Source organism: Streptomyces sp. NPDC088707 (assembly GCF_044752725.1).
Lineage (GTDB): Bacteria > Actinomycetota > Actinomycetes > Streptomycetales > Streptomycetaceae > Streptomyces.
On the sequence record NZ_JBIVLV010000009.1, the window covers coordinates 310,126 to 337,025 of the forward strand.

The 26,900-nt window shown below is 72.8% G+C and carries 21 protein-coding genes; 8 read left to right on the forward strand and 13 right to left on the reverse strand.

Going from position 1 to position 26,900, the window contains the following annotated elements; translation table 11 throughout:
- Positions 1-53: 53 nt before the first annotated feature.
- On the reverse strand, positions 54-467 hold the full coding sequence (locus tag ACIP84_RS26910; RefSeq protein WP_266968490.1) for a hypothetical protein: 414 nt from the start codon (positions 465-467) through the stop codon (positions 54-56).
- A gap of 150 nt (positions 468-617) precedes the next feature.
- Here ACIP84_RS26910 and ACIP84_RS26915 point away from each other — a divergent pair, with 150 nt between their 5' ends.
- Together ACIP84_RS26915 and ACIP84_RS26920 are read left to right on the forward strand one after the other, a co-directional pair.
- The gene (locus tag ACIP84_RS26915) at positions 618-1,964 is read left to right on the forward strand and encodes an SWIM zinc finger family protein (RefSeq protein WP_401800977.1); all 1,347 of its coding nucleotides are present in this window, start codon (positions 618-620) and stop codon (positions 1,962-1,964) included.
- 38 nt (positions 1,965-2,002) lie between these two features.
- A complete protein-coding gene (locus ACIP84_RS26920) occupies positions 2,003-3,658 on the forward strand; it encodes a DUF5691 domain-containing protein (RefSeq protein ID WP_401800979.1) in 1,656 nt (551 codons plus the stop codon).
- A gap of 198 nt (positions 3,659-3,856) precedes the next feature.
- Here the strand turns inward: ACIP84_RS26920 and ACIP84_RS26925 are convergent, their stop codons facing one another.
- A complete protein-coding gene (locus tag ACIP84_RS26925; protein ID WP_401800981.1) occupies positions 3,857-4,264 on the reverse strand; it encodes a cobalamin B12-binding domain-containing protein in 408 nt (135 codons plus the stop codon).
- A gap of 303 nt (positions 4,265-4,567) precedes the next feature.
- Here ACIP84_RS26925 and ACIP84_RS26930 point away from each other — a divergent pair, with 303 nt between their 5' ends.
- Together ACIP84_RS26930 and ACIP84_RS26935 are read left to right on the forward strand one after the other, a co-directional pair.
- On the forward strand, positions 4,568-5,356 hold the full coding sequence (locus ACIP84_RS26930) for an alpha/beta fold hydrolase (protein ID WP_355968218.1): 789 nt from the start codon (positions 4,568-4,570) through the stop codon (positions 5,354-5,356).
- Positions 5,357-5,575: 219 nt separating this feature from the next.
- Positions 5,576-7,297 (forward strand): M23 family metallopeptidase, encoded by a 1,722-nt coding sequence (locus ACIP84_RS26935; RefSeq protein ID WP_401800984.1) that lies wholly within the window; start codon positions 5,576-5,578, stop codon positions 7,295-7,297.
- A gap of 73 nt (positions 7,298-7,370) precedes the next feature.
- On the opposite strand, the gene pcrA is transcribed toward ACIP84_RS26935, so the two are convergent.
- Both pcrA and ACIP84_RS26945 read right to left on the reverse strand, forming a co-directional pair.
- Positions 7,371-9,821: a DNA helicase PcrA gene (gene pcrA, locus ACIP84_RS26940; RefSeq protein ID WP_355968223.1), complete on the reverse strand. Its 2,451-nt coding sequence runs from the start codon at positions 9,819-9,821 to the stop codon at positions 7,371-7,373.
- Between the two features lie 146 nt (positions 9,822-9,967).
- Positions 9,968-10,321 (reverse strand): hypothetical protein, encoded by a 354-nt coding sequence (locus ACIP84_RS26945; RefSeq protein ID WP_355968226.1) that lies wholly within the window; start codon positions 10,319-10,321, stop codon positions 9,968-9,970.
- A 343-nt stretch (positions 10,322-10,664) separates the two neighbouring features.
- Between ACIP84_RS26945 and ACIP84_RS26950 the strand changes: the two genes are divergently transcribed.
- Positions 10,665-11,819, forward strand: a complete 1,155-nt coding sequence (locus ACIP84_RS26950) for an NlpC/P60 family protein (RefSeq protein ID WP_401800989.1) — start codon at positions 10,665-10,667, stop codon at positions 11,817-11,819.
- Positions 11,820-11,845: 26 nt separating this feature from the next.
- Here ACIP84_RS26950 and ACIP84_RS26955 read toward each other — a convergent pair whose 3' ends face one another.
- Positions 11,846-12,559 (reverse strand): response regulator transcription factor, encoded by a 714-nt coding sequence (locus ACIP84_RS26955; RefSeq protein ID WP_209496414.1) that lies wholly within the window; start codon positions 12,557-12,559, stop codon positions 11,846-11,848.
- Positions 12,556-13,818, reverse strand: coding sequence for a PspC domain-containing protein (locus tag ACIP84_RS26960; protein WP_401800992.1), 1,263 nt, complete (start codon positions 13,816-13,818; stop codon positions 12,556-12,558). Before ACIP84_RS26960 ends, ACIP84_RS26955 begins: the two co-directional genes overlap by 4 nt.
- Positions 13,819-13,974: 156 nt before the next feature.
- On the opposite strand from ACIP84_RS26960, the gene ACIP84_RS26965 reads away from it, so the two are divergent.
- Positions 13,975-15,321, forward strand: a complete 1,347-nt coding sequence (locus tag ACIP84_RS26965) for a PspC domain-containing protein (protein WP_401800995.1) — start codon at positions 13,975-13,977, stop codon at positions 15,319-15,321.
- Positions 15,308-15,568, forward strand: coding sequence for a hypothetical protein (locus tag ACIP84_RS26970; protein ID WP_401800997.1), 261 nt, complete (start codon positions 15,308-15,310; stop codon positions 15,566-15,568). Before ACIP84_RS26965 ends, ACIP84_RS26970 begins: the two co-directional genes overlap by 14 nt.
- Here the strand turns inward: ACIP84_RS26970 and ACIP84_RS26975 are convergent.
- The 4 genes from ACIP84_RS26975 to guaA form a co-directional block, all read right to left on the reverse strand.
- Complete coding sequence (locus ACIP84_RS26975; RefSeq protein WP_401801000.1) at positions 15,478-16,077, reverse strand: DoxX family protein; 600 nt, start codon at positions 16,075-16,077, stop codon at positions 15,478-15,480. The genes ACIP84_RS26970 and ACIP84_RS26975 overlap by 91 nt on opposite strands.
- Positions 16,078-16,170: 93 nt before the next feature.
- A complete protein-coding gene (locus tag ACIP84_RS26980; RefSeq protein ID WP_401801003.1) occupies positions 16,171-17,403 on the reverse strand; it encodes a hypothetical protein in 1,233 nt (410 codons plus the stop codon).
- Between the two features lie 177 nt (positions 17,404-17,580).
- A complete protein-coding gene (locus tag ACIP84_RS26985) occupies positions 17,581-18,369 on the reverse strand; it encodes a class II aldolase/adducin family protein (protein ID WP_401801006.1) in 789 nt (262 codons plus the stop codon).
- 106 nt (positions 18,370-18,475) lie between these two features.
- A complete protein-coding gene (guaA, locus tag ACIP84_RS26990) occupies positions 18,476-20,068 on the reverse strand; it encodes a glutamine-hydrolyzing GMP synthase (RefSeq protein WP_355968251.1) in 1,593 nt (530 codons plus the stop codon).
- A gap of 321 nt (positions 20,069-20,389) precedes the next feature.
- On the opposite strand from guaA, the gene ACIP84_RS26995 reads away from it, so the two are divergent.
- A complete protein-coding gene (locus ACIP84_RS26995; protein WP_055603524.1) occupies positions 20,390-20,683 on the forward strand; it encodes a chorismate mutase in 294 nt (97 codons plus the stop codon).
- A 710-nt stretch (positions 20,684-21,393) separates the two neighbouring features.
- On the opposite strand, the gene ACIP84_RS27000 is transcribed toward ACIP84_RS26995, so the two are convergent.
- The 3 genes from ACIP84_RS27000 to ACIP84_RS27010 all read right to left on the reverse strand — a co-directional run bounded on the left by ACIP84_RS27000 (position 21,394) and on the right by ACIP84_RS27010 (position 26,809).
- Positions 21,394-23,205, reverse strand: a complete 1,812-nt coding sequence (locus ACIP84_RS27000) for a GMC oxidoreductase (protein WP_401801010.1) — start codon at positions 23,203-23,205, stop codon at positions 21,394-21,396.
- A 52-nt stretch (positions 23,206-23,257) separates the two neighbouring features.
- Complete coding sequence (locus tag ACIP84_RS27005) at positions 23,258-24,922, reverse strand: succinic semialdehyde dehydrogenase (RefSeq protein WP_401801012.1); 1,665 nt, start codon at positions 24,920-24,922, stop codon at positions 23,258-23,260.
- 162 nt (positions 24,923-25,084) lie between these two features.
- Positions 25,085-26,809 carry a serine/threonine-protein kinase gene (locus tag ACIP84_RS27010; protein ID WP_401801014.1) on the reverse strand — a complete coding sequence of 575 codons (1,725 nt, stop codon included), beginning with the start codon at positions 26,807-26,809 and terminating at the stop codon, positions 25,085-25,087.
- Between the last annotated feature and the right edge of the window lie 91 nt (positions 26,810-26,900).

A 26,900-nucleotide genomic window follows, 5' to 3' on the forward strand; every position in this document is an offset into this window, starting at 1 on the left:
CTGACAATCGGATGTCACCGCTGGTCAGGGGTTGTTGGGGAGGTGAGGGAGGGTCAGCCCACGACCGGGGAGACAGCGACGCAGCCGCCGGCCATGGCCTGCTCGGCCTTGGCCTCCTTGATGACCTTGCCCTGGTAGACGACCTTGCAGGTGAGGTCGGCGGGGGTGAGCGAGACCGGCATGACGGCCGGCGGCATGATCCCCTTCAGCTTCACGGTCTTCTTCCACGGGGTGGCCGGCTTCTTCTCCGACTCGACCTTCGGCGCCATCGCGGTGCCGTCTCCCGCGTGGTAGTCGATGGACTCGATGCCCGTGCCGGTGACCTCGTACGTGACCTCGTAGGTCTCGGTCACCGACTTGTCGACCTGGTCGACGGCCTTCTCGGCGGCCTCGGAGCAGGCGCCGAGGCCGAGGGCGAGGCCGGCAACGGCGAGGGCCGAGACGGCGGTTCGGGCGGTGCGCTTCATACGGGTTCCCCCTGGGCGGTTCGTGCGAGTCGGTTGATCCCGCGAGAAGAATGGTAAAGGAAGAGTAAAGCGCTCTCTCCTCCCGCCCTCCTCCGAGTCCGGACTCCCGGGCCCCTGGCGTTGTCAGTGGCGGCCTCTACCGTCGAGGACATGAATGCCATGGGGGTGCGCTGGACGGCTGAGCAGGTGCTGGCACTGGCTCCTGACGACGCCTCGCGCAGAGCGGGAAGCAAGCTCGGCACGGCCGGACCGTGGTCGGGCAGGGGCAGCGGCGACGGCGCGGTCTGGGGCCTGTGCAAGGGCAGCGGCCGCGTGCCCTACCGGACGGTGGTCGACACGGCGGGGCCCGCGTACTTCTGCGAGTGCCCCAGCCGCAAGTTCCCCTGCAAGCACGCACTCGGCCTGCTGCTGCTCCAGGCCTCGGACGGGACGGAGCGCGAGGAGACCACCCCGCCCGACTGGGCCGGACGGTGGCTCGCGGCGCGCCGCGCGCGGGCCGGCAGCGCGGCCCCCCGGACCGAGGGCGGCGACACCGGGAGCCCGGCGGACCCCGAGGCGGCGCGCCGCAGGGCCGAGCGCAGAGCCGCCCGGATCACCTCGGGCGCCGAGGAGTTGGAGCAGCGGCTCGCCGACCTGCTGCGCGGCGGCCTGGCGGCGGCCGAGCAGCGGGGGTACGGACTGTGGGAGGAGACGGCGGCCCGGATGGTGGACGCGCAGGCGCCTGGACTCGCGGGCCGGGTCAGAGAGTTGGGGGCGATACCGGGCTCGGGACCCGGCTGGCCGGTGCGGCTCCTGGAGGAGTGCGCGCTGACCCACCTCCTGGACCGCGCCTGGCTCACCGCCGACCGGCTGCCCGCACCGTTCGCGACGACCGTACGGACCCGGGTCGGCCTCCCCTCCCCGGTCGGCGGCGTCCCGGTGCGCGACCACTGGCTCGTGCTCGCGCAGTACGACGCGGCCGACGCCCGGCTGACCACCCGGCGCATCTGGCTGCACGGCGCGGCGAGCGGACGCACGGCGCTCCTGCTGTCCTTCGGCGCGGCGGGGAGGGCTCCCCGGCTGGCGCTCCCGGTGGGCGCGGTGGTCGACGGCGAGGTGACCCCGCACGCGGGCGCCGGGCAACTCCGTGCGGAGCCGGGCGAGCAGTTCGTCCCGGTCGAGGGACCCGCCGTCCCGCCGCCCGGCGGACCGGTGGGCGCGGCCCTCGACGCGTACGGCCGCGCGCTGCGCGAGGACCCGTGGCTGGACTCCTGGCCCGTGACGCTCGACGGGGTCGTCCCCGCGCGCGCGGAGTACGGCTGGCAGCTCGCCGACGCGGACGGCCGCGAGGCGCTGCCGCTGACCTCCGCCGCCCAGTCCCGCCCCGGGCTCTGGCGCCTGGTCGCCCTGTCCGGCGGGGCCCCGGTGACGGTCTTCGGGGAGTGCGGGCACCGGGGGTTCGCCCCGCTCGCCGCCTGGTCCCCGGATGCCCCGGGAGAAACGGTCCCTCTCATATGACCGCCGCCCACCGAACACCGCCCGACCGGAGGACCCCGATGGAGAAGGACACGACGATCCCGCCGCCCGGCGCTCTCCTCACGGAGGACGGCGGCTGGGAGGAGCTCGTCACCTCGGCACTGCTCGGTACGGACCGCCGGGTGCCCGCCCGGCTCGCCGGCCTGCCGGGCGGGGAGCTGCCGGGAGCCCTGCTCGGCGCCGCCGCGCTGCACACCGTACGGCGCAGGGCGGGACTGCGGCCCGGGCCCGCCGCGCCACCACCGGAGCCCTCGCCCGAGGACCCCCGCCGGCCACTGCCCGGGGCCGCCCGGCGGCGGCTCGACCAGCTGCTCGCCGGCCGGGCCGCGCCCTCGCCCGCAGGGCGGCGCGGGGCCTCGCCCGACCTGGCCGAACTGCTCCCGCAGTGGCTCGCCCTCGCCAACGAGCGGGGGTTCAAGGCACCGTCCGCCGCCCTGCCCGCCCTCCTCGACGCGGCCAGGGCCCGCACCGATCTGCGGCCCCAGGCCCTTCGGCTGGCCGGGCCGCGCGGCCTGTGGCTGGCCCGGCTCAACCCCGAGTGGCGGTTCGCCCTGCGCGGTGCGGGCGCGGGCAGCTCCCTCCCGGCCCCCGGGGACCAGGAGGGGGTCCGCGCCCTGTGGGACGAGGGGCTGTTCGCCGAGCGGGTCGCCCTGCTCGGCGCCGTACGGACGGACGACCCGGCGGCCGGGCTCGCCCTCCTCGCGTCCACCTGGTCGGCCGAACGGGCGGAGGACCGGCTGATGTTCCTCGACTCGCTGCGGACCGGACTGTCCGGCGCGGACGAGGAGTTCCTCGAGGAGGCCCTCGGCGACCGCAGTCGCAATGTCCGCGCGACCGCCGCCGAACTGCTCTCCGCCCTGCCGGCCTCGGCGCTCGCCGGCCGGATGGCGGGCCGCGCGGTCACCTGCGTCGGTCTCGACCGGACGGCGCAGTCGCCCACGATCACCGTGGAGGCCCCGCACGAGTGCGACTCGGCCATGCAGCGGGACGGCATCGCGGCGACACCGCCCGCCGGCCGGGGCGAGCGGTCCTGGTGGCTGGGCCAGCTCGTCGAGGCCGCGCCGCTGTCCTGCTGGCCACCGAGGTTCGGGGGGCGCGGCCCCGAGGAGATCGTGGCGCTGCCGGTCGCCGACGACTGGCAGGCCGAGCTGCACGCGGCCTGGTGCCGGGCGGCCGTACGGCAGCGGGACGCGGCCTGGTCGCGGGCGCTGCTCGGCTCCCCGGCGACCCCGCCCGCGACGGGCCCGGGCACGTCGTCGCTGGCCGAGCGGGCCCAGCTCCTGTCGACGCTGCCGCCGGAGGAACGGGCCCGCTGGGTCGGGGCGTTCATCGCGGCCCACGGTCTGTCGGAGGCGTTCCAGCTGCTCGGTGTCTGCGAGGTGCCGTGGGCGGAGCCGCTCGGCGAGGCGGTGATCGACGCTCTCGACATCGCGCGGGAGGCGGGCAGTTACCCGTGGAGCTTCAGCGGGGTGATGGGGCTCGCGGAGCGCTGTCTCGCCCCGGAGGCGGCCCGGCAGCTGGAGTCCCTGACGGCACGGCCCGAGGAGGCGGAGGACGTCTCCCCCGGCGCGGGCGGCTATTGGTCGGAGGCGTTCCAGCGCCTGGTCTCCACGCTGCGGCTGCGCGAGGCGATGAGAGCCGAGCTCACGGAGCGCGCCCTGGCAGACCGCACTTGAACCGCCCCGGCAGACCGGCCCCGCCCAGCGAAACTGCTGCACATATCACCCGAACGGATGACACGCACCCCGCGGAGTAGACGGGTGCCGAGGGTGACGCGAAGTGCACGAGGGAGGGGGTGGCGATGCGGGGTGCACGAGGGACGGGAATGGTGACGCGGAGTGCACAAGGGACACGGATGACACGGCTGACACGGACTACACGGCCGCGCGGACGTTCGCGTTCACCCAGTCGACGATGGACGCGGTCGTCGCGCCCGGCGTGAAGATCTCCGCCACGCCCTTCTCCTTCAGCGGCGCGATGTCCCCGTCGGGGATGATGCCGCCGCCGAAGACCTTGATGTCCTCGGCGTCCCGGTCCTTGAGGAGCTCCAGGACCTTCACGAACAGGGTGTTGTGCGCGCCCGAGAGGATCGAGAGTCCGATCGCGTCGGCGTCCTCCTGGATCGCGGTGTCGACGATCTGCTCCGGTGTCTGGTGGAGGCCGGTGTAGATGACCTCCATACCGGCGTCGCGGAGTGCCCGCGCGATCACCTTGGCCCCGCGATCGTGGCCGTCGAGACCGGGCTTGGCAACCACCACGCGGATCGGACCGGTCACACCCATCACTGCCTCCACATGCGACCCCCGCGCGCCTTTGCCGGGGAGGTGAACGAACGTTGTCCCCAGCATCCCGCACCCGGCTGTTTCGCGAAGGCGGGCGAGGGGGAAATCACACGTGGGACATGTTCGCTCTGCGTCGTACCCCGCTTTCGGGCCCTCCTCCTGGGCCCACCAGCCGCAAGCGGGGCACGGTCGCGAAGGGAGCCGCGACGAGGTCGCCGCGCCTCCGTGCCGCCGTCCGTGCGGCACGGGGGCGCGGCGTACCGGCGTACCGTCCGGCCCCGCATGCCGTTCGGGAGGTCGTCCATGGAGCTCACCAAGGTCACCGCCCTGATGAAAGCCGCCGCCCTCGAGCTCGCGATCCTCACCGGCCATCTCGTCCTCTACCCCTCCGGGATCGTGGCCGAGCGCCTCGCGCCCGCCCCTCCCCCGTCGGTCGCCCCGGGCCGGCGCCCGGTCGTCCTCCTGCACGGCCTCGTCGACAACCGCTCGGTCTTCGTCGTCCTGCGCCGCTCCCTCACCCGGAACGGACGCCACTGCGTGGAGTCGCTCAACTACTCACCGCTCACCTGCGACCTGAGGGCCGCCGCCGAGCTGCTCGGCCGCCGGGTGGACGAGATCCGCACCCGTACGGGACACGCCGAGGTCGACATCGTCGGGCACAGTCTGGGCGGGCTCATCGCCCGCTACTACGTGCAGCGACTCGGCGGTGACAGCCGGGTGCGCACCCTGGTCACGCTGGGCACCCCGCACTCCGGCACGAGCGTGGCCCCGCTCGCCGACGCGCATCCGCTGGTGCGGCAGATGCGGCCGGGTTCGGAGGTGCTGCGCGAGCTCGCCGGGCCGGCGCCCGGCTGCCGGACCCGGTTCGTGAGCTTCTGGAGCGACCTGGACCAGATCATGGTCCCGGCTGAGACGGCGCGGCTCGACCACCCGGACCTGCTCGTGCACAACGTGCGGGTCAGCGGTATCGGCCATCTCGCGCTGCCGGTGCACCCCACCGTGGCCGCCGGGGTCCGGGACGCGCTCGACGCGGGCGGGCCGGAGGCCCCGGGAGCGCGTGAGGAGGAGCCGGGCGCCACGTCCGTGGCGTGACACTCCGAAACCGTTCTTCGAACGCCTCTCGAACACAAGGCCAAAGCTCTCTCCGTGAGCTGGCGAAACACGACCATTGCCCGTTTCCTACGGCCCCGAACACCGCCGAAGATTGTCGGCTGCGCATACCGCCGGGTACAGTCGCGCCACTGCTTACCCCCGGGACACCCCTCGTCGGGCCCGCCCCGGACTGGTCCTGCTGCCGAGGCGAGAGAGACGTTGGTGAACGACCAGCACCCCCACGCCGGGTACGTCGGAGACGGCGCCCACTCCACTGGCAGTTTCGCCACCGACCCTCTCTTCGGCGCCTACGGTGACGGCGGGTCGGACCAGAGCGGACAGTGGAACCTCGGCGGATACGACGTCACCGGCACGTACGGGACGGCGGAGCAGTACGGAACGACGACCGGGCAGTACGACGCCACGCAGTACGCCGCGACCGGCCAGTACGACATGACGGGGCAGTACGCCACCACCACCGGGCAGTACGAGGCCACCGGCACGTACGACACGACCGGTCAGTGGGACACCACCGGGCAGTGGAACACCACCGGCGCCTACGACACCACCGGCACGTACGGGACCTCGACCGGTCCGTACGAGACGACGACCGGGCAGTACGACACGACGGCCGCGCAGTACGACACGCCCGCCGCGCAGCACGGCAGCACCCCCGCGTACGACGCCACCGGCCAGTGGGACGCCTCCGCCTGGACCGAGGCCCAGCACACCGGCCAGTACGAGACCCTCCACGCCGGCGCCTACGCCGCCCAGGGCACGTACGGGGGCGAGGCCTACGACGCGACCGGCCAGTGGGCCGCCCCCGCCTTCGCGACCGACACCGGCGCGTACGACGCGACCGCGTGGAACCAGGCGGCCCAGGAGGCCGAGCCGGTCGTCCCCCAGCAGTACACGCCGGGTCCCGAGCACACCGCGGAGTTCGCGTTCGAGTACGTCCCCGAGACCGAGGCGGGCACCGCCGAGGCCCACGCGGACCTCGACGACATCGAGCCCGCCCACGACCGGGCCGGTCACGACGACCACGAGGACGAGTACGACGACCGTCACGGGGCCCGCGACGAGCACGACGCCGACCCCGCCGACCCCGCCGACCAGCCCGCCGTCGAGGTCCGCACGGACTCCCCCCTCGCCGGCCGCCCCGTGCGCCGCTCCTCCACCGGCAGCCGAGGCCGGCGCCGTACCCCCGCCAAGCGCTCCGCGCTGCTGACCGTCGCCGTCCCCTCCGCCTGCGTCATGGGAGTCGCCGGCATCGCCGCCGCCTCCGTCGGCGGGCTCACCGGAGCCGGCACCGACGGCGCGAAGAAGGACGACACGACCACGCTCGCCGCCGCCGACCCGGCGTCCGTGAAGCAGGTCGCCGCCAACAACGCGCTCGACACGCAGCTCGCCGCGCTCAGCGCCGACGCCCGCGACTTCGGCGACCGCGCCAGCCGGACCCAGGAGCGCATCGACCTCAAGGCACGCCAGGCGGCCGACAAGAAGAAGCGCGAGGAGGAGGCGGCCCGCAAGGAGGCGCTGCGTCCCAAGTACATGCTTCCGGTGGAACTCCACCGGCTCAGCGCGCGCTTCGGCCAGTCCGGCGTCAACTGGATGTCCGTGCACACCGGCATCGACTTCCCCGTGCAGACCGGCACGCCCGTGATGGCCGCGACGGACGGCACCGTCCGCACCCAGATCAACAGCGCCTACGGCAACATGGTGATCGTGACCGCGCCCGACGGCACCGAGACCTGGTACTGCCACCTCAGCAGCGCCAAGATCCGCTACGGCCAGGTGAAGGCCGGCGACGTCATCGCGTACTCCGGCGACACCGGCAACTCCACCGGCCCGCACCTGCACTTCGAGGTCCGGCCGGGCGGCGGCTACGCGATCGACCCGCTGGCCTGGCTGCGCAGCCACGGTCTCGACCCGACCATCTGACCGCGCACTCCGCGGACGCGAGCGGGCCCCGGCTTCTTCGGCCGGGGCCCGCTCGCGTCCGCCGTCTCCGCGGCTACAGCTTCTCGACCGGCGCGTACCGCAGCAGCAGCCGCTTCGGCTTCTCGTCGCCGAAGTCGATCGTCGCCTGGGCGTCCGCACCCGCGCCGGTCACCGTCATGACCGTGCCGAGGCCGAACTGGTCGTGCGTCACCCGGTCGCCGATCTGGAGGGAGATCACCGGCTTCTCCCCCGCACGCCGGGTCGCGAAGCCCGAGGGGCCGGAGCGCGAGCGGGAGGACGAGAGCGAGGAGGTGATGCCCGAGGTCGGCCCGGCGGGCTTCGCCATCGGACCGGTCCGCTTCCAGTCCAGGTACGCGGGCGGGATCTCCTCCAGGAAGCGCGAGGCCGGGTTGTACGAGGGCTGGCCCCAGGCGCTGCGCATCGACGAGCGCGTCAGGTAGAGCCGCTCACGCGCGCGCGTGATGCCGACGTACGCGAGGCGCCGCTCCTCCTCCAGTTCCTTCGCCTGGCCGAGGGCGCGCATGTGCGGGAAGACGCCGTCCTCCATGCCCGTCAGGAACACCACGGGGAATTCGAGGCCCTTGGCGGTGTGCAGCGTCATGAGGGTGATGACGCCCCGGCCCTCCTCGTCCTCGTCCGGGATCTGGTCGGAGTCGGCGACGAGCGCGACCTTCTCCAGGAACTCCGCGAGGGTCGCGGGCTCCTCGCCGCGCTCCTGCTCGAACTCCAGGGCCACGGCGGCGAGTTCCTGGAGGTTCTCGATGCGGGTCTCGTCCTGCGGGTCGGTCGAGGCCTGGAGCTCGGCGAGGTAGCCCGTGCGCTCCAGGACGGCCTCCAGGACGACGGCGGGGCCGGCGCCGGACTCGACGACGGTCCGCAGCTCGTCCATCAGCGCGTTGAACCGCTTGACGGCGTTCGCCGAGCGGGCCGCCATGCCGTACGCCTCGTCGACCCGCTTGAGGGCCTGCGGGAAGGTGATCTTCTCGCGCAGCGAGAGGGCGTCGATCATCGCCTCGGCGCGCTCGCCGATGCCCCGCTTGGGGACGTTGAGGATGCGGCGCAGCGGGACGTTGTCCTCGGGGTTGGCGAGGACGCGCAGGTAGGCGAGGACGTCCCGGACCTCCTTGCGCTCGTAGAAGCGCACGCCGCCGACGACCTTGTAGGGCAGCCCGACGCGGATGAAGATCTCTTCGAAGACACGGGACTGGGCGTTGGTCCGGTAGAAGACGGCGACATCCCCGGCCTTGGCCTCGCCCGCGTCGGTGAGCCGGTCGATCTCGTCGGCGACGAACTGCGCCTCGTCGTGCTCGGTGTCGGCGACGTAGCCCGTGATCTGCGAGCCCGCGCCGGCGTTCGTCCAGAGGTTCTTGGGGCGACGGGACTCGTTGCGCTCGATGACGGCGTTCGCGGCGGAGAGGATCGTCTGGGTGGAGCGGTAGTTCTGCTCCAGGAGGATCGTCGTCGCGTCCGGGTAGTCCTCCTCGAACTGGAGGATGTTGCGGATGGTGGCGCCGCGGAAGGCGTAGATCGACTGGTCGGCGTCACCCACGACGCACAGCTCGGCGGGGCCGAGGTCCTCGTAGCCGGTGCCGACGAGTTCCCGCACGAGGGTGTACTGGGCGTGGTTGGTGTCCTGGTACTCGTCGACGAGGACGTGCCGGAAGCGGCGGCGGTAGTGCTCGGCGACGTCCGGGAACGCCTGGAGCAGATGGACCGTCGTCATGATGATGTCGTCGAAGTCCAGGGCGTTGGCCTCGCGCAGCCGCGCCTGGTACATCCGGTAGGCCTCGGCGAGGGTCTTCTCGAAGCCGTCGACGGCCTGGTCGGCGAAGGTCTCCTCGTCGATCAGCTCGTTCTTGAGGTTCGAGATCTTGGCGCTGAAGGACTTCGGCGGGAACTTCTTCGGGTCGAGGTCCAGGTCGCGGCAGACCAGGGACATCAGGCGCTTGGAGTCGGCGGCGTCGTAGATCGAGAAGGAGGACGTGAAGCCGAGCCTCTTCGACTCGCGGCGCAGGATGCGGACGCAGGCGCTGTGGAAGGTCATCACCCACATGGCGTTGGCGCGCGGTCCGACGAGCTGCTCGACGCGCTCCTTCATCTCGCCGGCGGCCTTGTTCGTGAAGGTGATCGCCAGTATCTGGCCGGGGTGCACGTGCCGCGTGCCCAGCAGGTGGGCGATGCGGTGGGTGAGCACCCGGGTCTTGCCGGAGCCGGCTCCGGCGACGATGAGCAGCGGGGTGTCCGTGTGGACGACGGCCGCGCGCTGCTGCTCGTTCAGCCCGTCCAGGAGCGCGGCGGTGTCCACGACGGGGCGGGGGGCGCCGTCGCGGTAGTGGGTGTCCCGGGCGGGCGGGGGCACGTCGAAGTGCTCCCCGAAGAGGGCGTGCGGGACGTCCTCGCCGGCCGGGGAGCCGTGCTCGTGGTCCTCGGGGTGGGGCGGGGGCTCCTCCGAGGAGTGGTTCTGGAGGCCGGCCAGGAAGCTGTCGTCAAAGAGGCTGCTCATCGCCTCACGAGTCTAGGACGCCCCACCGACATCCGGGCCCGCCTTCGGGACCCGCCTTCCTCTCCGGCCTGCGGTACCGGTCACACCCGCGCGGTCGGCGGCTCCCCGGAGGGCTCCGGTCACGCCCCCGGGTCGGGTCCCCCGGGTCACGTCCAGAGGGTCGCGATGAAGATGTTCGCCGTGGTCAGACCGCCGACGGCGGCGAAGAGGCCCTTCTCCACCCGCTCCTCGTCACGCTTGACGTAGACGAGGGCGAGGATCACGACGAGGATCCCGAGCTTGATGCCGATCTTGAGGTTGTCGACGCTCTGGCCGTCCGCCTGGTTGAGGCCGACCAGCGCGACGCCGGTGACGAGCATGGTCAGGGCGCCGTGCAACATCGCGGGGCTGAAGCGGGCCGTACCGGCCCCCATCGCCTTCATCTGGGTGAGGAATCCGCCCAGCAGGGCGGCGATACCGATGATGTGCAGGGCGACGAAGACATTGATGAGTACGTCCATGCGCCGGAGCCTAACCGGGGCCTTAGCACCGCCTTCCGGCCGGGTCCATCCGGTCCGTCGCTTCGGTCGGACGGCCGCCGGAATGCCCCTCGGCCCGGCACTCCGGTCGAAAGACATCGGTCGCCGACCGCCAAGTGTCGCCAATAGCGGTCATCCCGCCGCCCGGGCGTGACCCCAGGTTTAGCGTCCTTCACCAGGTGGCCGGCTCCCCACCACCGCCGGCGATCCGGCGGTTGTCGGTCACCCCCGCCGAGAAAACCCGGCGGCGGTCCGTCTCCCCTGTGCGGCCCGCCGTCGGCCCGGCGGGCCCGTTTCCCCCAGGCAGAGGATGTGACCCGCCCTCGTGGCAGCACACCGAAAACCCAGGCAGTCCCCCCTCGGTGGTCAGGCGGGCCGCACCGCCGCCACCCTCGCCCTCGCCTCCGCGGCGACCGCGACGCTCTTCGAGGGGTCCGGGCACGCCGAACCCCGTCCCACCACCGCCCAGGTCAAGGAGAAGGTCGACCGGCTGTACGAGGAGGCCGAGGTCGCGACCGAGCGGTACAACGGGGCGAAGGAGAAGGCCGGCGAGGCACGCGCCGCGTTCGAGCGGCTGCGCGACGAGGCCGCCCGCAGGACCCAGCGGCTCAACACCGCGCGGGACGGGCTCGGGGCCATGGCCGCCGCCCAGTACCGGTCCGGTGGCCTCGACCCCGCCGTCCAGCTCGCCCTCACCTCGAACCCCGACCAGTACCTGGAGCGGGCCGCGCTCGCCGAGCGCGCCGGGGACCGGCAGGCGGCCGCCGTCAGCGCCGTACGCCGCGAACTCGCCGCCGTCCGGCAGCTGCGCGCCGAGTCGACGGGGCACCTGGACGCGCTGCGCGAGCACGAGACGGAGCTGCGGCGGCAGAAGGCGGCCGTCCTCGGCAAGCTCCAGGCGGCACGGACCCTGCTCGCCCGGCTGACCGCGGAGGAACGCGCCCGGTACGAGGCCGCCGAGGCGGGCCGCGACGGCTCCGGCAGCTCCGGCAGCTCCGGCAGCTCCGGCAGCTCCGGCAGCTCCGCGGGGAACAGCGCCACCGGAGGTACGGGCACGGCGAGCGGCGCCCCCGCCACCGCGCGCGCCGACCGCTCCTCGGGCGGCGACCGCGCCCCGGTGACCGCGCCGAACGGCCGGGCCGCCGAGGCCGTCTCCTTCGCCCGCGCCCAGCTCGGCAAGCCGTACGTGTGGGGGGCGACGGGCCCCTCGGCGTACGACTGCTCGGGCCTCACCCAGGCGGCCTGGCGCGCGGCCGGCGTCTCGCTGCCGCGCACCACGTACACCCAGATCAACGCGGGCCGGCGCGTCTCCCGGTCCCAGCTCGCCCCCGGCGACCTGATCTTCTTCTACTCCGGGATCAGCCACGTCGGGCTCTACATCGGCGGCGGCCAGATGATCCACGCGCCCCGTCCCGGGGCACCCGTCAGGGTCGCCCCCATCGACGAGATGCCCTTCGCGGGAGCGACCCGGGTGGGCTGATCGGACGGGCTGATCGGACGGGCTGATCAGACCAGGCGGCGTGCGGTGGCCCAGCGGGTCAGCTCGTGGCGGTTGGACAGCTGGAGCTTGCGCAGCACCGCCGAGACGTGCGACTCGACCGTCTTCACCGAGATGTAGAGCTGCTTGGCGATCTCCTTGTACGCGTATCCGCGGGCGATCAGCCGCAGCACCTCCCGCTCCCGCTGGGTCAGCCGGTCCATGTCCTCGTCCACCGGCGGCGCGTCCGTCGACGCGAACGCGTCCAGGACGAACCCGGCGAGCCGGGGCGAGAAGACGGCGTCGCCCTCCTGGACCCGGAAGATCGAGTCGACCAGGTCGGTCCCGGTGATCGTCTTGGTGACATAGCCCCGGGCACCGCCCCGGATCACCCCGATGACGTCCTCGGCCGCGTCCGAGACGGACAGGGCGAGGAAGCGCACCGGGTCCTCCGCCGCGCTCATCAGGCTCGCGCAGCGCCGCAGCACCTCGACGCCGCCGCCGCCCGGAAGGTGCACGTCGAGGAGGACGACCTCGGGGCGGGTCGCCGTGATGACGGTGACCGCCTGGTCGACGTCGGCCGCCTCACCGACCACCTCGACGCCGGTGACGTCGGTGCGGCCGATCTCGGCCTGCACGCCCGTGCGGAACATCCGGTGGTCGTCGACGAGCACCACCCGCACCCGGCGCTCCGTGCCCGCCCCCGCCTCGGTTCCGGTCGCTTCTCCGGTCTCGTCGCTCATCCGTCCGCCCTCTCCATCTCAAGCTCCACTTCGGTGCCCCCGCCCGGCACGGACCGCAGCCGCGCCGTGCCGCCGTTGCGCTGCATCCGGCCGATGATCGATTCTCGTACGCCCATCCTGTCCTCGGGGACCGCGTCCAGGTCGAATCCCGGCCCCCGGTCCCGGACCGAGACGAACACCGTGCGGCCCTCGACCTCCGCGTACACCTGCACGGCCCCGCCCTCGCCACCGTACTTCGCGGCGTTGACCATCGCCTCGCGCGCGGCCTGCATCTGCGCGACCAGGCCTTCGTCGAGCAGGCAGTCGCCGACGACGACCACCTCGATCGGGACCCCGTGCTTGTCCTCGACCTCGGCCGCCGCCTTCTTCACCGCCTCGGCGAGGGTCTCGGGCTCCTCGTCCCGGCCGGTGCCCTCGGGCTTGTAGAGCCAGTTCCGCAGCTCGCGCTCCTGGGCACGGGCGAGCCGGCGGACCTCGCCCGCGTCCTCGGCGTTGCGCTGGATCAGGGTGAGGGTGTGCAGCACGGAGTCGTGGACGTGGGCCGCGACCTCGGCGCGCTCCTGGGCGCGGATGCGCATGGTCCGCTCCTCGGTGAGGTCCTGCGACATCCGGACCAGCCAGGGGCCGGAGAGCAGGGCTATGCCGGTGAGCACGGCGACGGCGGCGGTGAGGGCCGTGCCGAGCTGGGCGACCGAGCCGCGGACCACCACGAAGACGGCGAGGCCGGCGCCGACCAGGGCGACGCCGACGAGACCGCGCGCGAGCTGGAGGGCGCGCGTGCGGCGGCCGGGGTCGGTCCAGCTGGCCCGGCGGGCGTTGTCCGCCTGGCGCCAGACCAGGGCGACGCCGACGCCGACGAGCAGCAGGGGCCAGACGTACCGGCCGGACTCGCCGTCGACGCTGATGTTCCCGATGAGAAGCGCGGCGCCGATCGCCAGCACGATGAGGGCGAAGACCTGTCCCCGGTCGGGCTTGCGGAGTCTTCGGCGCCCGTCGGGGGTGGTCTCGAAGACGGGGCGCGGGGCGGTCCGGCCGCCGACGCCGAGCGGGACGACGATCCAGAAGGCCGCGTAGATCAGGAGTCCGAGGCCGTCGAGGAAGCACATGACCACGAACGCCATGCGGACCCAGACCACCGGCAGCCCGAGGTGGCCGGCGAGGCCGCGCGCGACACCGCCGAGCCATCGCCCGTCGGCGCTCCGGTAGAGCCTGCGCACGGGCGGTTCGTCGGTGTCGGTGACACGAGCGGCTGCGGACATGCACCGATCGTCACACGTTCGGCCCGCCCCGGACATCAGGGTCGGCCCTGAGATCGTCCCTGGTACCGCCTCGGGGACGGCGCGGCGGCGAATATCAGGGTCGGGCCAGGGTCGGCCCCGGTGCCGCTGGGCGTCACGGGCCGTCACCATGGACGCATGACGAGTTCGATGCCTTCGCAGCACGAGGCCCCGCCGCCGGCGGAGGCCGTGTCCGCCCCTCCTCTGCGGCGCTCGCGCGGCAGCAAGGTCGTGGGCGGTGTCTGCGGTGGCCTCGGCCGGTACTTCGACCTGGACCCGGTGATCTTCCGGGTGGTGGTCGGTGTGCTCGCGGTGCCGGGCGGTCTCGGTCTGATCTTCTACGGCTTCGCGTGGCTGCTGATCCCGCTCGACGGCGAGGAGGAGAACGAGGGCCGGAGGCTGCTGACCGGCCGCGTCTCCGGGGGCACGCTGGCCGCCATACTGATGGCGCTGGTGGGCTGCGGGGTCTTCCTGTCGATGCTGCACAGCGGGTCGATGCTGGGCTCGGCCCTGCTGGTGGCGTTCGCGCTGTCGTCGGCGGCGGTCTGGTCGCGGCACCGGCAGGCCGGCGCGGCGGAGGCGGAGGGGCGGGCGGACGCGGCGACGGCCTCCCGGCCGGTCGCCGAGGCCCCGCCCGAGACCAAGGCCCCGCCGCTCGTCGAGTTCCCCTCGTGGTGGCGGGACCCGATCGTCAAGGACGGCTCGACGGGCAAGATCGCCATCGGCTACCTGTGGGGACCGCACGGCATCGTCGACCAGGACGGTCTGGTGGACGGCGAGGTGCCGAAGCCGGGCAGCCAGTGGAACGCCGGGCCCACCGCGCCCGGCCGGCCGAAGCCCTCGATCCGGCGGAGCCCGTATTCCATCGGCGGTCTCGTCTATCTGCTCGCCATGGTCGCGGCGGTCGTCGGCACCTCGCTGACCTGGGAGAGCGAGCCGCTCGGCACGAGCCTGCAGACCGGTCTGGTCGCCGCCCTGGCGGTGTTCGGCCTCGGTCTGGTCGTCAGCAGCTTCCTGGGCAGGACCGGGTTCGGCACGATGTTCCTCACCGTGGTCACGGCGGGCCTGCTCGCCCTGACCACGGCGGTGCCCGGCCAGATCACCACGGAGTGGATCCGCGAGACGTGGAAGCCGGCGTCGGTCGCCGCCGTGCAGCCGCGCTACGAGCTGGGGACCGGGGTCGGCACGCTCGACCTGTCGGCGCTGGCGGTCCCGGCGGGCACGACCGTGTCGTCGTCGATCGAGGTGGGCGCGGGGCAGCTCAAGGTGATCGTCCCGAAGAACGCGGTCGTGAAGCTCCACGCGCAGGTGGGACTCGGCGATCTGCAGCTGCCGGGCGAGCCGGCGAACGACATCGACGTCGCGCCGGACCGCGACGTGACCCGGACGTTGAACCCGCCGGCCGGGACCACCCCGGCGGGCACCCTCGACCTCTTTCTCAAGGTCAGCATCGGACAGGTGGAGGTCACCCGTGCTGCTTCATGAGTTCCGCCCCGACAGGATGATCGCCGGCCTCACCGCCCTCGCCCTGGCCGGGCTCTACGCGGGCGACGCCACCGGGGCCTGGACGACCCCGTGGTACGTCGTGTTCCCGGTCCTCTTCGGCGGCCTGGGCACGGCCGGCCTGGTGACCTGGATCGTCTACCGCGTACGGCGCCGCTCGGCGAGGAGCCGGTCGAGCGACAGCACCGACGCCCCGGCCAGCACCAGCGGCAGCCAGGCCATCAGATAGGCGAGGTCGTTGCCGAGGTAGTACGGGTCGACCTGCCAGCTCACGGTCAGCCAGAGGCTCAGGGAGATCAGGGCGCCGCCGAGCGCCGCCACGCGGGCGTAGAGGCCCACCAGGGTCCCGATCCCGACGGCGAGCTCCCCGAAGGCGATGGCGTAGCCGAAGCCGGCGGGGTTCTTGAGCGCGAGGTCGACCAGGGCGGGGATGGCCGAGCTGTCACGGACGCCGGTCATCATCTCGCCGATGGAGCCCGTGCCGGAGTCGGCGAAGAAGGCGGAGTCGGTGAGCTTGTCGAACGCGGCGTAGACGAAGGTCACGCCGAGGAAGATCCGGAGCGGGAGAAGGGCGTAGCGGGAGCCGAGCGCCTTCCACCGGTCGAGCGCGCCGGCGACACCGGTCCAGCCCGCGCCGCCCGTGTCGCTCGCGCTCCGGGTGCCGTCCGGGCCGCTCGTCCCGCCCGCGTCACCGGTCCCGCCGGCCGCGCCGTCCGCCCGGTCCGCGTGTCCCGTCATCGTCGGTCACCTCTCCTCGCCCCGTACGACTGCTCGCGGAACGATTCTCCTCGCCCGGCCCGCGAAGGGATACGGGAAGGAGGGCCGGAGGGATCAATCCACGACGTCGATCGTGACCCGGTTGGTCTCGACGCCCGCGGCCGTCACGACCGACACCTCCACCCGGCCCGGTTCCACGTCCGCCGGGAGGGGGACGGTCAGGGCGGCGTCGGTGGGGTTGGCGAAGCCGCCCGGGACCGGGACCAGCGGCACATGGGCGTGGACCGGGCCGATACGGACGACCAGACGGGTCAGCGGGTCCGGGGCACCGGCCCCGGGCGGGACGAAACCGCGGCCGCGGATCTCGATGTCGTCACCCGTGCGGATCGGGGCGTCGAGGTCGCCGGCCTCCCGGGACCTGACCACGGAGTGGATCGTGGGGCGGACGCCCTCGGTGTACTGGGCGGCGAGGTGCCAGACGGCCGAGACGCCGACGAGGAGCACGAGGGACCAGGGCACCCCGGGGAGTCCGGCCGGGTCGTGGGCGAGGGCGACGGCCGTCAGGACCAGGGCGGAACCGGAGACGAGGACGTACTGGACGTCGGCGAGCGCGGCCCTGCCGCTGTCGTCGCAGAGCAGATCGGCGGCGCGCGGCCGGTCGGCGCGGACCTTCTGGAGACGGTGGGACGCGATGCCCGCCGCGACGACGAGCCGGGCGGTCACGGTGACGGCCGACACCAGGGCGAGCACGGTCAGCAGACCGGCGCCCCGGGCGAGACCGAAGGCAGGCGCGCCCGGTGACAGGAAGGCCAGGAGGACCAAGGCGTAGCCGAGGAGGAGGAACCAGGCCGCGGCGACGGCGCGGGAGGTGGAGAGCCGGTTGTCCTCGCCGATCAGCGGGGCGAGGAGTCCGCCGCGGGAGCGGTGGGCGTGGGCCGCCGCGCTGAGCAGGACGGCGAGGACCAGGGCGGTGCAGAGGCCGGCCGTACGGGTGGCGGTCCAGCCGCCGCCGACGGCGGTGAGGGCCTGGCCGAGGAGCAGGAGGACGACGGCCCCCCAGACCGCGGCGAGACCCCCGCGCCGTACCCGGTCGAACCAGGCCACGCCGGCCTCGCGGCCGTGCACGGCCACCGCGCGGGCGGACTGGGCGAGCTCGTCGGAGACCCACTGGCGGGCGGCGACCGGGGAGTGGGCGACGGCCGCGGGGACTCCGTGCCCGGCGGCGAGTTCGTCGCGCCGTGCGAGGAAGGCGGCGACCGCACGCCGGTGGCCGCTCTGTCCGCAGTGGGCGCAGCCCGTGCAGGCCGTCGCGTGCTCGCCGTACTGTCTCGCCTCTTGAACCGCCACGGTGCTCACTTCCCGAGCTCACTTCACGACACGTACCGGTGCGTCCCGGAGGGTCAACCAGCCGTTGGTTCCAGGGAATTGTGTCGTACCGGCGGCTCCCGCGCCTGCCGCGTGCGCCCCGCCGGAGGGTGATTGCCGCGCCATCGCATTGACGTACAGAAGGGTGAAGCGATGGTGTTACGACAGGAGTTCGGGCTCCGTGCGGCTGATCCTGCGCCAGAGCGGCTGGTAGTTGATCCAGGCGACGAGGTCACTGCCGAGCTGTTCGCGGGTCGCGACGGCCTCGCGGTGGTCGATCAGGACCGGCTTCCCCGCCGCCCGCGCGGCCAGCTGCACCTGGGCGCAGCGCTCCAGCGCGATGAACCACCAGGCGGTCGCGTCGACGGAGGCGCCGACGGTGAGCAGTCCGTGGTTGCGGAGCACGATCGCCTTGAACGGGCCGAGCGCGAGGGCGATCCGGCGTCCCTCCTCGGGGTCCACGGTGACGCCGGTGTAGGCGTCGTAGAGGGCGTGGTCCTGGTAGAAGGCGCAGGCCTCCTGGGTGATCGGGTCGAGGTGTTCGCCGAGCGAGGCGAGGGCCCGGCCGTGGAGGGAGTGGGTGTGGGCGACGGCCACGGCGTCGGGCCGGGCCCGGTGGACCTGGGCGTGGACGGTGAACGCGGCCTGGTTGACGTGCTGCCCGCCCCGGACGACCTGCCCGTCGCCGTTGACCAGGATGAGGTCGCTCGCGGCGATCTCCTCGAACGGCGCCCCGAAGGGGTTGACCCAGTAGCAGTCGGGGAGCTCGGGGTCTCGGGCGCTGATGTGGCCCGAGACGCCCTCCTCGTAGCCGAACCGCCCGAAGACCCGGAGCGCCCCGGCGAGCCGCTGTTTGCGGTGGGTGCGTTCCTCCTCGGCCGTCGCGTGGACGGGCGGCATGGCGAAGTGGAGCCGGTCGACGGGAACGGGGTCGGGTATCACGCTCATGCGCCGGAAGGTAATGCCCGCCCGGTCAAGTCACCAGAGTCCGGACACGACGAAGCCGCCGCCCCCCGGGTGGGGGAGCGACGGCTTCAGACACCTGCGGGAGGGACTACTCCCACTCGATGGTGCCCGGCGGCTTGCTGGTGACGTCGAGGACGACCCGGTTGACGTCCTCGACCTCGTTGGTGATGCGGGTCGAGATCTTGGCGAGCACGTCGTACGGCAGGCGCGACCAGTCGGCCGTCATCGCGTCCTCGGAGGAGACGGGGCGCAGCACGATCGGGTGACCGTAGGTGCGGCCGTCGCCCTGGACACCCACGGAGCGGACGTCGGCGAGCAGGACGACCGGGCACTGCCAGATCTCGCGGTCGAGACCGGCCGCGGTGAGCTCCTCGCGGGCGATGGCGTCGGCCTCGCGCAGCAGGTCCAGGCGCTCCTTGGTGACCTCGCCGACGATGCGGATGCCGAGGCCGGGGCCGGGGAAGGGCTGGCGCTGGACGATCTCCTCCGGCAGGCCGAGCTCCTGGCCGACCATGCGGACCTCGTCCTTGAAGAGCTGGCGCAGCGGCTCGACGAGCTCGAACTCGATGTCGTCGGGGAGGCCGCCCACGTTGTGGTGGGACTTGATGTTGGCGGTGCCGGTGCCGCCGCCGGACTCGACGATGTCCGGGTAGAGGGTGCCCTGCACGAGGAAGGCGACCTCGGGGCCCTCTTCCTGGAGGATCTCCAGCTGCGCCTGCTCGAAGACCCGGATGAACTCGCGGCCGATGATCTTCCGCTTGGTCTCGGGGTCGGAGACGCCGGCGAGGGCGGTGAGGAACCGCTCCTGCGCGTCGACGACCTTGAGGTTGACGCCGGTGGAGGCGACGAAGTCCTTCTCGACCTGCTCGGTCTCGCCCTTGCGCATGAGGCCGTGGTCGACGTACACGCAGGTGAGCTGCGAGCCGATGGCCTTCTGCACGAGCGCGGCGGCCACGGCGGAGTCGACGCCGCCGGAGAGGCCGCAGACGGCACGCTTGTCACCGACCTGGGCGCGGATGGCCGCGACCTGCTCCTCGATCACGTTGCCCGTGGTCCAGCTGGGCTCGATGCCGGCGCCGCGGTAGAGGAAGTGCTCCAGGATCTGCTGGCCGTGCGTGGAGTGCAGCACCTCGGGGTGGTACTGGACGCCGTAGAGCTTCTTCTCGTCGTTCTCGAAGGCGGCGACCGGCACGACGTCCGTGGACGCGGTGACGGCGAAGCCCTCGGGGGCGGCGGAGCAGGCGTCGCCGTGCGACATCCACACGGACTGCTCGACCGGGGTGCCCTCGAAGAGGGTGGAGCCGGCCTTGGAGACGTGCAGCGGGGTCCGGCCGTACTCGCGGGCGCCGGTGTTGTCGACGGTGCCACCGAGGGTCGTCGCCATCAGCTGGAAGCCGTAGCACATACCGAAGACGGGGACGCCCGCCTCGAAGATCGCACGGTCGAGGCGCGGGGCGCCCTCGGCGTACACGGAGGACGGGCCGCCGGAGAGGATGATCGCCTTCGGGTTCTTGGCCAGCATCTCGGCCACCGGCATGGTGGACGGGACGATCTCGCTGTAGACCCGGGCCTCACGGACGCGGCGGGCGATGAGCTGGGCGTACTGGGCGCCGAAGTCGACAACGAGGACTACGTCCGGGTTGGTGACGTCGGGCGCGGCAGCGGGGGTCGCTGATGACACTACGGCGGCCTTCCGGCGGTAGGAGGAGGGTCCCCCGAAGGGGGTGCTATTTGTCGATTCTACCGGCGCGCCGGTTGCGCTCTTCGTCTCACCATCCGAACCCGGGTTGGCTCCGGTCCGTGGCCGGGGTCCATACTGTCGCCATGCGCAAGCTCACGACCTTCGTCTTTACCTATGGCAACCGGCCCACCGGCTGCCATGGTCGTGCTGCTTGAGCAACTGACAAGCGACTTCCCAGGCGCCCCGGGCTGACAGCCCGGGGCGTTCTGTCGTTCCCGGGCCGGTTCGCCCCGAGGCATCCGACACCCCAGGAGCCCCGCCATGACGACGAACACCGCCACCCCCGAGAAGACCGGCGCCCGCACCGACGAGGCGGCGACGCTGATCGGCGACGCCCGTGAGCGCATCGACGCGCTCGATGACCGGATCATCGGTCTGATCCAGGAACGGATGGCCGTCTCGGCCGTCATCCAGGAGGCGCGGATCTCCTCCGGCGGCCGCCGGGTGAACCTGGCCCGCGAGATGGAGGTCCTCGGCCACTACAGGGACGCCCTCGGCAAGCCGGGCACGGCGCTGGCGATGACGATGCTGGAGCTGTGCCGGGGGCGCATCTGAGCGTGCGCGCTCACCCGGCCGGTTCCCGCCGCTCGGCGTGCGCTCGCGTATCCCGGCCGGTTCCCGCCGCTCGGCGTGCGCTCGCGTATCCGGGTGCGTCCCCGGATCTGAGTTCGGACCCGCTCTCACCCGTACGGCGCGTGACCGGCTCCGGCCCGGCTTCGTTGGTCCGGGTGTCCGTGCCAGCCAGGGGCGGGCCCGTAAGAAACCACGCGTGGCTTCGCTGGGGCGTGTGGCGTACCTCAGGTACGTCGTGGGACCTCGCACCAGCGCTTGTGACCGGACAGCAGGGGACAGCAGCCCGGTCACCCAGAAGGAGCGGTCGGCCCCGGGGACGCTCGGGGCCGGCCGCAACCGGCTCTTCCGGTCGTGGCCCCCGCGACCGCCTGCACAGTGCGAACCCCTCGGAACCCTCTCCCACGCGGCGCAACCCCCCGGCGCCGCCCCGCTCGGCACCGCCGCTGCCCTGACACCGGTGCCGACTCCAAGGGCCCCGTGCCGCGACCGGAATCGCGCCACGGGGCCCTTGCGCGTGCCCACCCCTCCGACGTGACGCGCGTCACACGAAGATCCTGGGCAACCGCTACAACCTTCCCCGCCGGTCGCAGGTCATCTATGCAGCAACACCAAAGCTGGTGGGGGCGCTGCACTCGGAGGGGGGTGCAGCGCCCCTTACCTGTGTCGGCCGCCAGGGCGCCGGCCGCGTCGGTTCACGACACCTTCGGCGGAACCACCGGCATCCCCAGGAACGGCAGCCGCAGCGCGCCGAAGGCCTCGGCGGGGACCGCCGGGGACTTGGGTTCGACCGCCGCGACCCGTACGTACGCCTCGCCCTGCCGCGGCCGCGGGTCCTCCTCGCCCTTGTTCGGCCAGAAGGACATCGCCCGCTCCGCCTGTGCGGTGATCGTCAGCGACGGGTTCACGCCGAGGTTCGCGGAGACCGCCGAGCCGTCGACGACGGAGATCCCCGGGTGCCCGAAGAGCCGGTGGTACGGGTCGATGACGCCGGACTCGGCGTCCGCGCCGATCGGGCAGCCGCCGAGGAAGTGCGCGGTCAGCGGGGTGCCCATCAGCTCGCCGACGTTGGATCCCGCGAAGCCGTTGATCTCCTCGGCGAGGAGGGTGGCGGCCTTGGTCGCCGCCTCGATCTGCGTCGGGTTGGGGGCCCCGTGGCCCTGGCGGGCGGTGAGCAGGCCCTTCCCGATGCCGCCCGGCTTGCGGTAGGTGGTCAGCGAGTTGTCCAGGGACTGCATGACGAGACCGATGATGGTCCGCTCCGACCAGCGCCGGTTGGACAGCGAGCGGGCCGCGAGCGCGGGGTGCTTGACGAGTTCGAGCAGCCACCTGCGGACCCGGTGCGCGCCGTACGGCACCTGGAGGATCGTCAGCGCGCCCATCGAGTTGGAGCCCTTGCCGTACCGGACGGGTTCGATGTGGGTGTTCTCGTCGGGGTGGATCGAGGAGGTGATGGCGACGCCGCGGGTGAAGTCGGCCCGCTCCTTGCCGTGCTTCTTCCGGTAGCGCCGGTCGGTGGTCTGCGAGCCGACGAGGCCCTCGGAGTTGGTCCGGGTCAGCTCGCCGAGCCGGGCCGAGATCCGGGGCAGCAGGCCGGTGTCCTTCATCCGGTGCAGCAGGGTCTGGGTGCCGTACGTGCCGGCGGCGATGACGACCTTGCGGGCCGTGAAGGTGCGGCCCTTGCCCTTCCTCCGGTTGTCGGAGGGGAGGGTCTTGACCGCGTAGCCGCCCCGGGAGTCCTCGGTGACCGCGACGACCGAGGTCATGGGGTGGACGGCCGCGCCCGCCTTCTCTGCGAGGTGGAGGTAGTTCTCGTTGAGGGTGTTCTTGGCGCCGTGCCGGCAGCCGGTCATGCACTCGCCGCACTCGGTGCAGGCCTTGCGGGAGGGGCCTGCCCCGCCGAAGAACGGGTCGGGCACCTCGCCGCCCGGCTTCGCCTTCGCCGTGCCGTCGCCGTCCTGCCCGTCCCCGAAGAACACCCCGACGGGCGCCATGTGGAAGGTGTCGCCGATGCCCATGCTCTGTGCGGTCGCCTTGAGGTGGACGTCCGACGGGGTCATGGTCGGGTTGATCCGGACACCGAGCATCCGCTTGGCCTGGTCGTAGTACGGGCTCAGCTCCTCGCGCCAGTCCGTGATGTCCCGCCACTGCGGGTCGTCGAAGAACGGCGCGAGCGGCTCGTAGAGGGTGTTGGCGTAGTTCAGGGAACCGCCGCCGACGCCGGCGCCGGCGAGCACCATCACGTTGCCGAGCAGGTGGATCCGCTGGATGCCGTAGAGGCCGAGGGCCGGGGCCCAGAGGAAGTTCTTCACGTCCCAGGAGTTCTTCGGCAGGGTCGCGCGGGTGAAGCGGCGCCCGGCCTCCAGTACGCCGACCCGGTAGCCCTTCTCGGTGAGGCGGAGCGCGGTGACCGAGCCGCCGAAGCCGGAGCCGACGACGAGGACGTCGTAGTCGTACGCCTCGTCCTCCGCCTGCTCCTGATTTTGGGTAGGGGGTACCGCGGTCATGGCTCTCCTCGTACGAAAAGGGGACAGTCGGGATGGGGAGGCGCGCGCCGGTTCAGCGCAGGCGCAGGGCCTTCATCGCCTTCAGGGACGCGCTCATGAACGCGGCGTACTTCTCGTCGTCCATCCCGAAGGAGGGCGCGAGCGGGATCAGCCGCTGCTGGGCGACGGTCTGGGCCTCGGTGTACTTGAGGATGCCCTCGGAGCCGTGGCGCCGGCCGAGCCCGGAGTCCTTCATGCCGCCCATCGGGGACTGCACACTGCCGTAGGCGGGGGCGTACCCCTCGTTGATGTTGACGGTGCCGGTGCGCAGCCGGGCCGCGACCGCGTGGCCCCGGCGCGAGTCCTTCGTCCAGACGGAGGAGTTCAGACCGTACGGGGTGGCGTTGGCGAGGTCGACGACCTCGTCCTCGTCGCGGAACCGGTAGATCGAGACGACCGGGCCGAAGGTCTCCTCGCCGCAGACCGCCATCGGGGCCTCGACGCCGTCGAGGATGGTCGGCTCGAAGAAGAGGGGGCCGATGTCGGGGCGGGCGACGCCGCCGGCGACGAGCGTGGCGCCCTTGGCGACGGCCTCCTCGACGTGCTTCGTGACGGTCTCCAGCTGGCGGTCGCCGACGAGCGAGCCCATGTCGGCGCCGTACGCGAGGGAGTTGCCGAGCCGCATGGCCCTGGTGCGGGCGGCGAAGCGGGCCAGGAAGGCGTCGGCGATCGACTCGTGCACGTAGAGGCGCTCGATGGAGATGCAGAGCTGGCCGGCGGAGGAGAAGCAGGCGCGGACGGCTCCGGCGGCGGCCTTCTCGATGTCGGCGTCCTTCAGGACGAGCATCGCGTTCTTGCCGCCGAGTTCGAGGGAGACGCCGACGAGCCGGGCGGCGGCGCCCTGGGCGACCTCGCGGCCGGTTCGGGTGGAGCCGGTGAACGAGACGTAGTCGGCGTGCTTGACGACCTCGGGGCCGACGACCGGGCCGTCGCCGAGGACGACCTGGAAGACCTCGGCGGGCAGCCCGGCCTCGATGAGCAGGTCACGGGCCCACAGAGCGGTCAGCGCGGTCTCCGTGTCGGGCTTCATGACGACGGCGTTGCCCGAGACGAAGGCGGGGAGCGCGTCGCCGACGGAGAGTTCGAGCGGGTAGTTCCAGGGGGCGATCTGGCCGACGACACCGCGCGGCTGGCGCAGCTCGGTGACCTTGGTGAGGGTCGGCACGACGCCGGTGTGGCGGCGGGGCCTCAGGTACGAGGAGGCCTTGCGGCCGTAGTGGCGGGCGGCGACGGCGACCGCCTGCACCTCCTCGTGGGCGTGCAGGCGTGCCTTGCCCGTCTCCAGCTGGATGAGGTCGAGGACCTCGGACTGGCGCTGGAGGACGAGGTCGTGGAAGCGGAGGAGGACGGCGGCGCGGGCCCTGACCGGGGTGGCGGCCCAGGCGGCCTGGGCGCCACGCGCGCGCGTGAAGGCCTCCGCGACGTCCTCGGGGGTGGACTCGGGCAGGTCCGCCAGCTTCGCCCCGGTGAACGGCGTGTGGTTGGCGGTACGGCCGGAGCCGACGACTCCGCGCGTGAGCCGGGCGACCACCTCGGGCGTCACGACGTCGGCCGCCGTGCGGGCGCCGGCGGGCGCGGGCGCGACCGGATTGGTCGCCCCGGCGGGCGCGGCTGCTCCGGCCTGCGCGGCGGGGGCGTCGGGAACCGAGGGGGCGGCGGGGGCCTGCGAGTCCGTCATGGGCCCGAGCGTAGGCGCCGTTCCGCCCTTTGGGTACCCGTCGGTAACGCGTTTTCACCGGGTGCCCACATCGCGCCAGCGATCACTGGCATATAAGCCCTGATCAGGGGCTTATGGCTGCGAAGAGGCCCGGGTGGCCCGTGCCGGAGATTTCCACCGGGTTCAGTCGCCCGGGGCCCGCCAGTGCTGGAGGACGACGTCGAACTGCTCGCGGGTGGTCTCCCAGCTCGACTCCGGGGACGACATGTAGATCGCGTACTCCGTGCCGTCGTCGGCGTAGTACATGAGGTCGATCGCGTGCCGCGGCCCGGGAAAGTCCCGCTTCTCCGTCCAGGTGAACTCCCACAGGCTGGAACGGACCTGGTCGCGATAGGTGGTCTGGCCGAGCTTGACCCGGGTGTACTCCATCCGCTTCGCGACGATGCGCTCCAGGTCGAGCGCGTGCATGTACGGGTTCTCGAAGTCGGGGCTGGGGTCGATGTTGATCCGGATGCGGTGGCGGCCGTTGTCCGGGGTGTAGTCGATGTTGTCGCCCTCCGTCTGCCGCTTCCAGCCCTTCGGTACGACGATGCTGAAGCCCTCCCGGTCGTCGACGCGGTGCCAGCCGTCCGGGATGTCGCTCGCGGTGACCTGGGTGGTGGTGGGGGCGGGGCCGGTGGTCGTGGTCCGTCCGGCGTCGCCGCGGTCGCCGCCCGCGTAGTTCATGGCGGCGAAGACCGCGCCGCCCGCGACGAGACCGGCGAGCAGCGCGGCCAGCACGGCGGTACGCCAGCTCCGGCCGTGGCCCGAGCCGGCGGCGGGGCCGCCGGACGGCGGCACGACGGTGGGCGGGGAGGCCTGGGGCGACTGGGCCGGGTGGGGCCACGGGGTCGTGCCGGAGGCGGTCGTGCCCGCCGGGGTCGTGGTCCTGGCCGTGCCCGTCGGCCCCGGGCCGTCGGACTCCTCCCCCAGCGTGACGAGGTCGTGGCCGGAGACTGAACCGTCCCCGGACGGGTCCAGGTCGTCCCGCACCACCCGCTGGGTCGGTACGTACGCCTGCGCCGCCGCCGGCGTACGCCCCTCCATCGCGTCGAGCAGCATCCGCCCGGCCTCGTCCGCCTGCGGCCGCTGCGCCGGGTCCTTGCGCAGCAGGGCCACGATGACCGGGGCCAGCGGGCCCGCCTTCTCCGGGTACGGCGGCTCCTCGGCCACCACGGCCTGCATGGTGCTGATCGGTGAGGTGCGGCGGAACGGCGACGTGCCCTCCACCGCCGTGTACAGGGTGGCGCCGAGCGACCAGAGGTCGGAGGCGGGACCGGGGTCGCCGCCGCGCACCCGCTCGGGGGCGAGATAGTCGATGGAACCGACGAGTTCACCGGTCCGGGTGATCGTCGCGTCGCCCTCGATCGCCGCGATCCCGAAGTCGGTGATCAGGACGCTCCCGTCACGGGCGAGCAGGACGTTGCCCGGCTTGACGTCCCGGTGCAGCACCCCGGCCGCGTGCGCGGCGCGCAGCGCGCCGAGGACGTGCAGCCCGATCCTGGCCGCCTCGTGCGGGTCGATCGTGCCCTTCTCCTTGGCGGCGTCGGCGAGCGAGGGCCCGTCGACGTACTGCATGACGATCCACGGCCGGTCGTCGTGCTCCAGGACGTCGTGGACGGTCACCACACCCGGGTGCGTGATCCGCGCGGCGGCCCGCGCCTCCTTCTGCGTACGGGCGTGCAGCACGAGGCGGTCGGCCTCGGCCACGAACCGGCCCGCCGTCAACTCCTTCACCGCCACGACGCGGTGCAACACCTCGTCGTGTGCGCGCCAGACCTTGCCCATGCCGCCGCGTCCGATGGACTCGCCCAGCCGGTAGCGACCGGCGAGCAGCAGCCCCGCGCCTGTGCTCTGAGAATGTTCCACTTGCCCCCGCCCGTTCCTTCGGATGCCAGGTTACGGAGGGGGGTACGGGTGGCGGAACCTCGGGGCCGCCATAGGAACAGCACTGTGACCG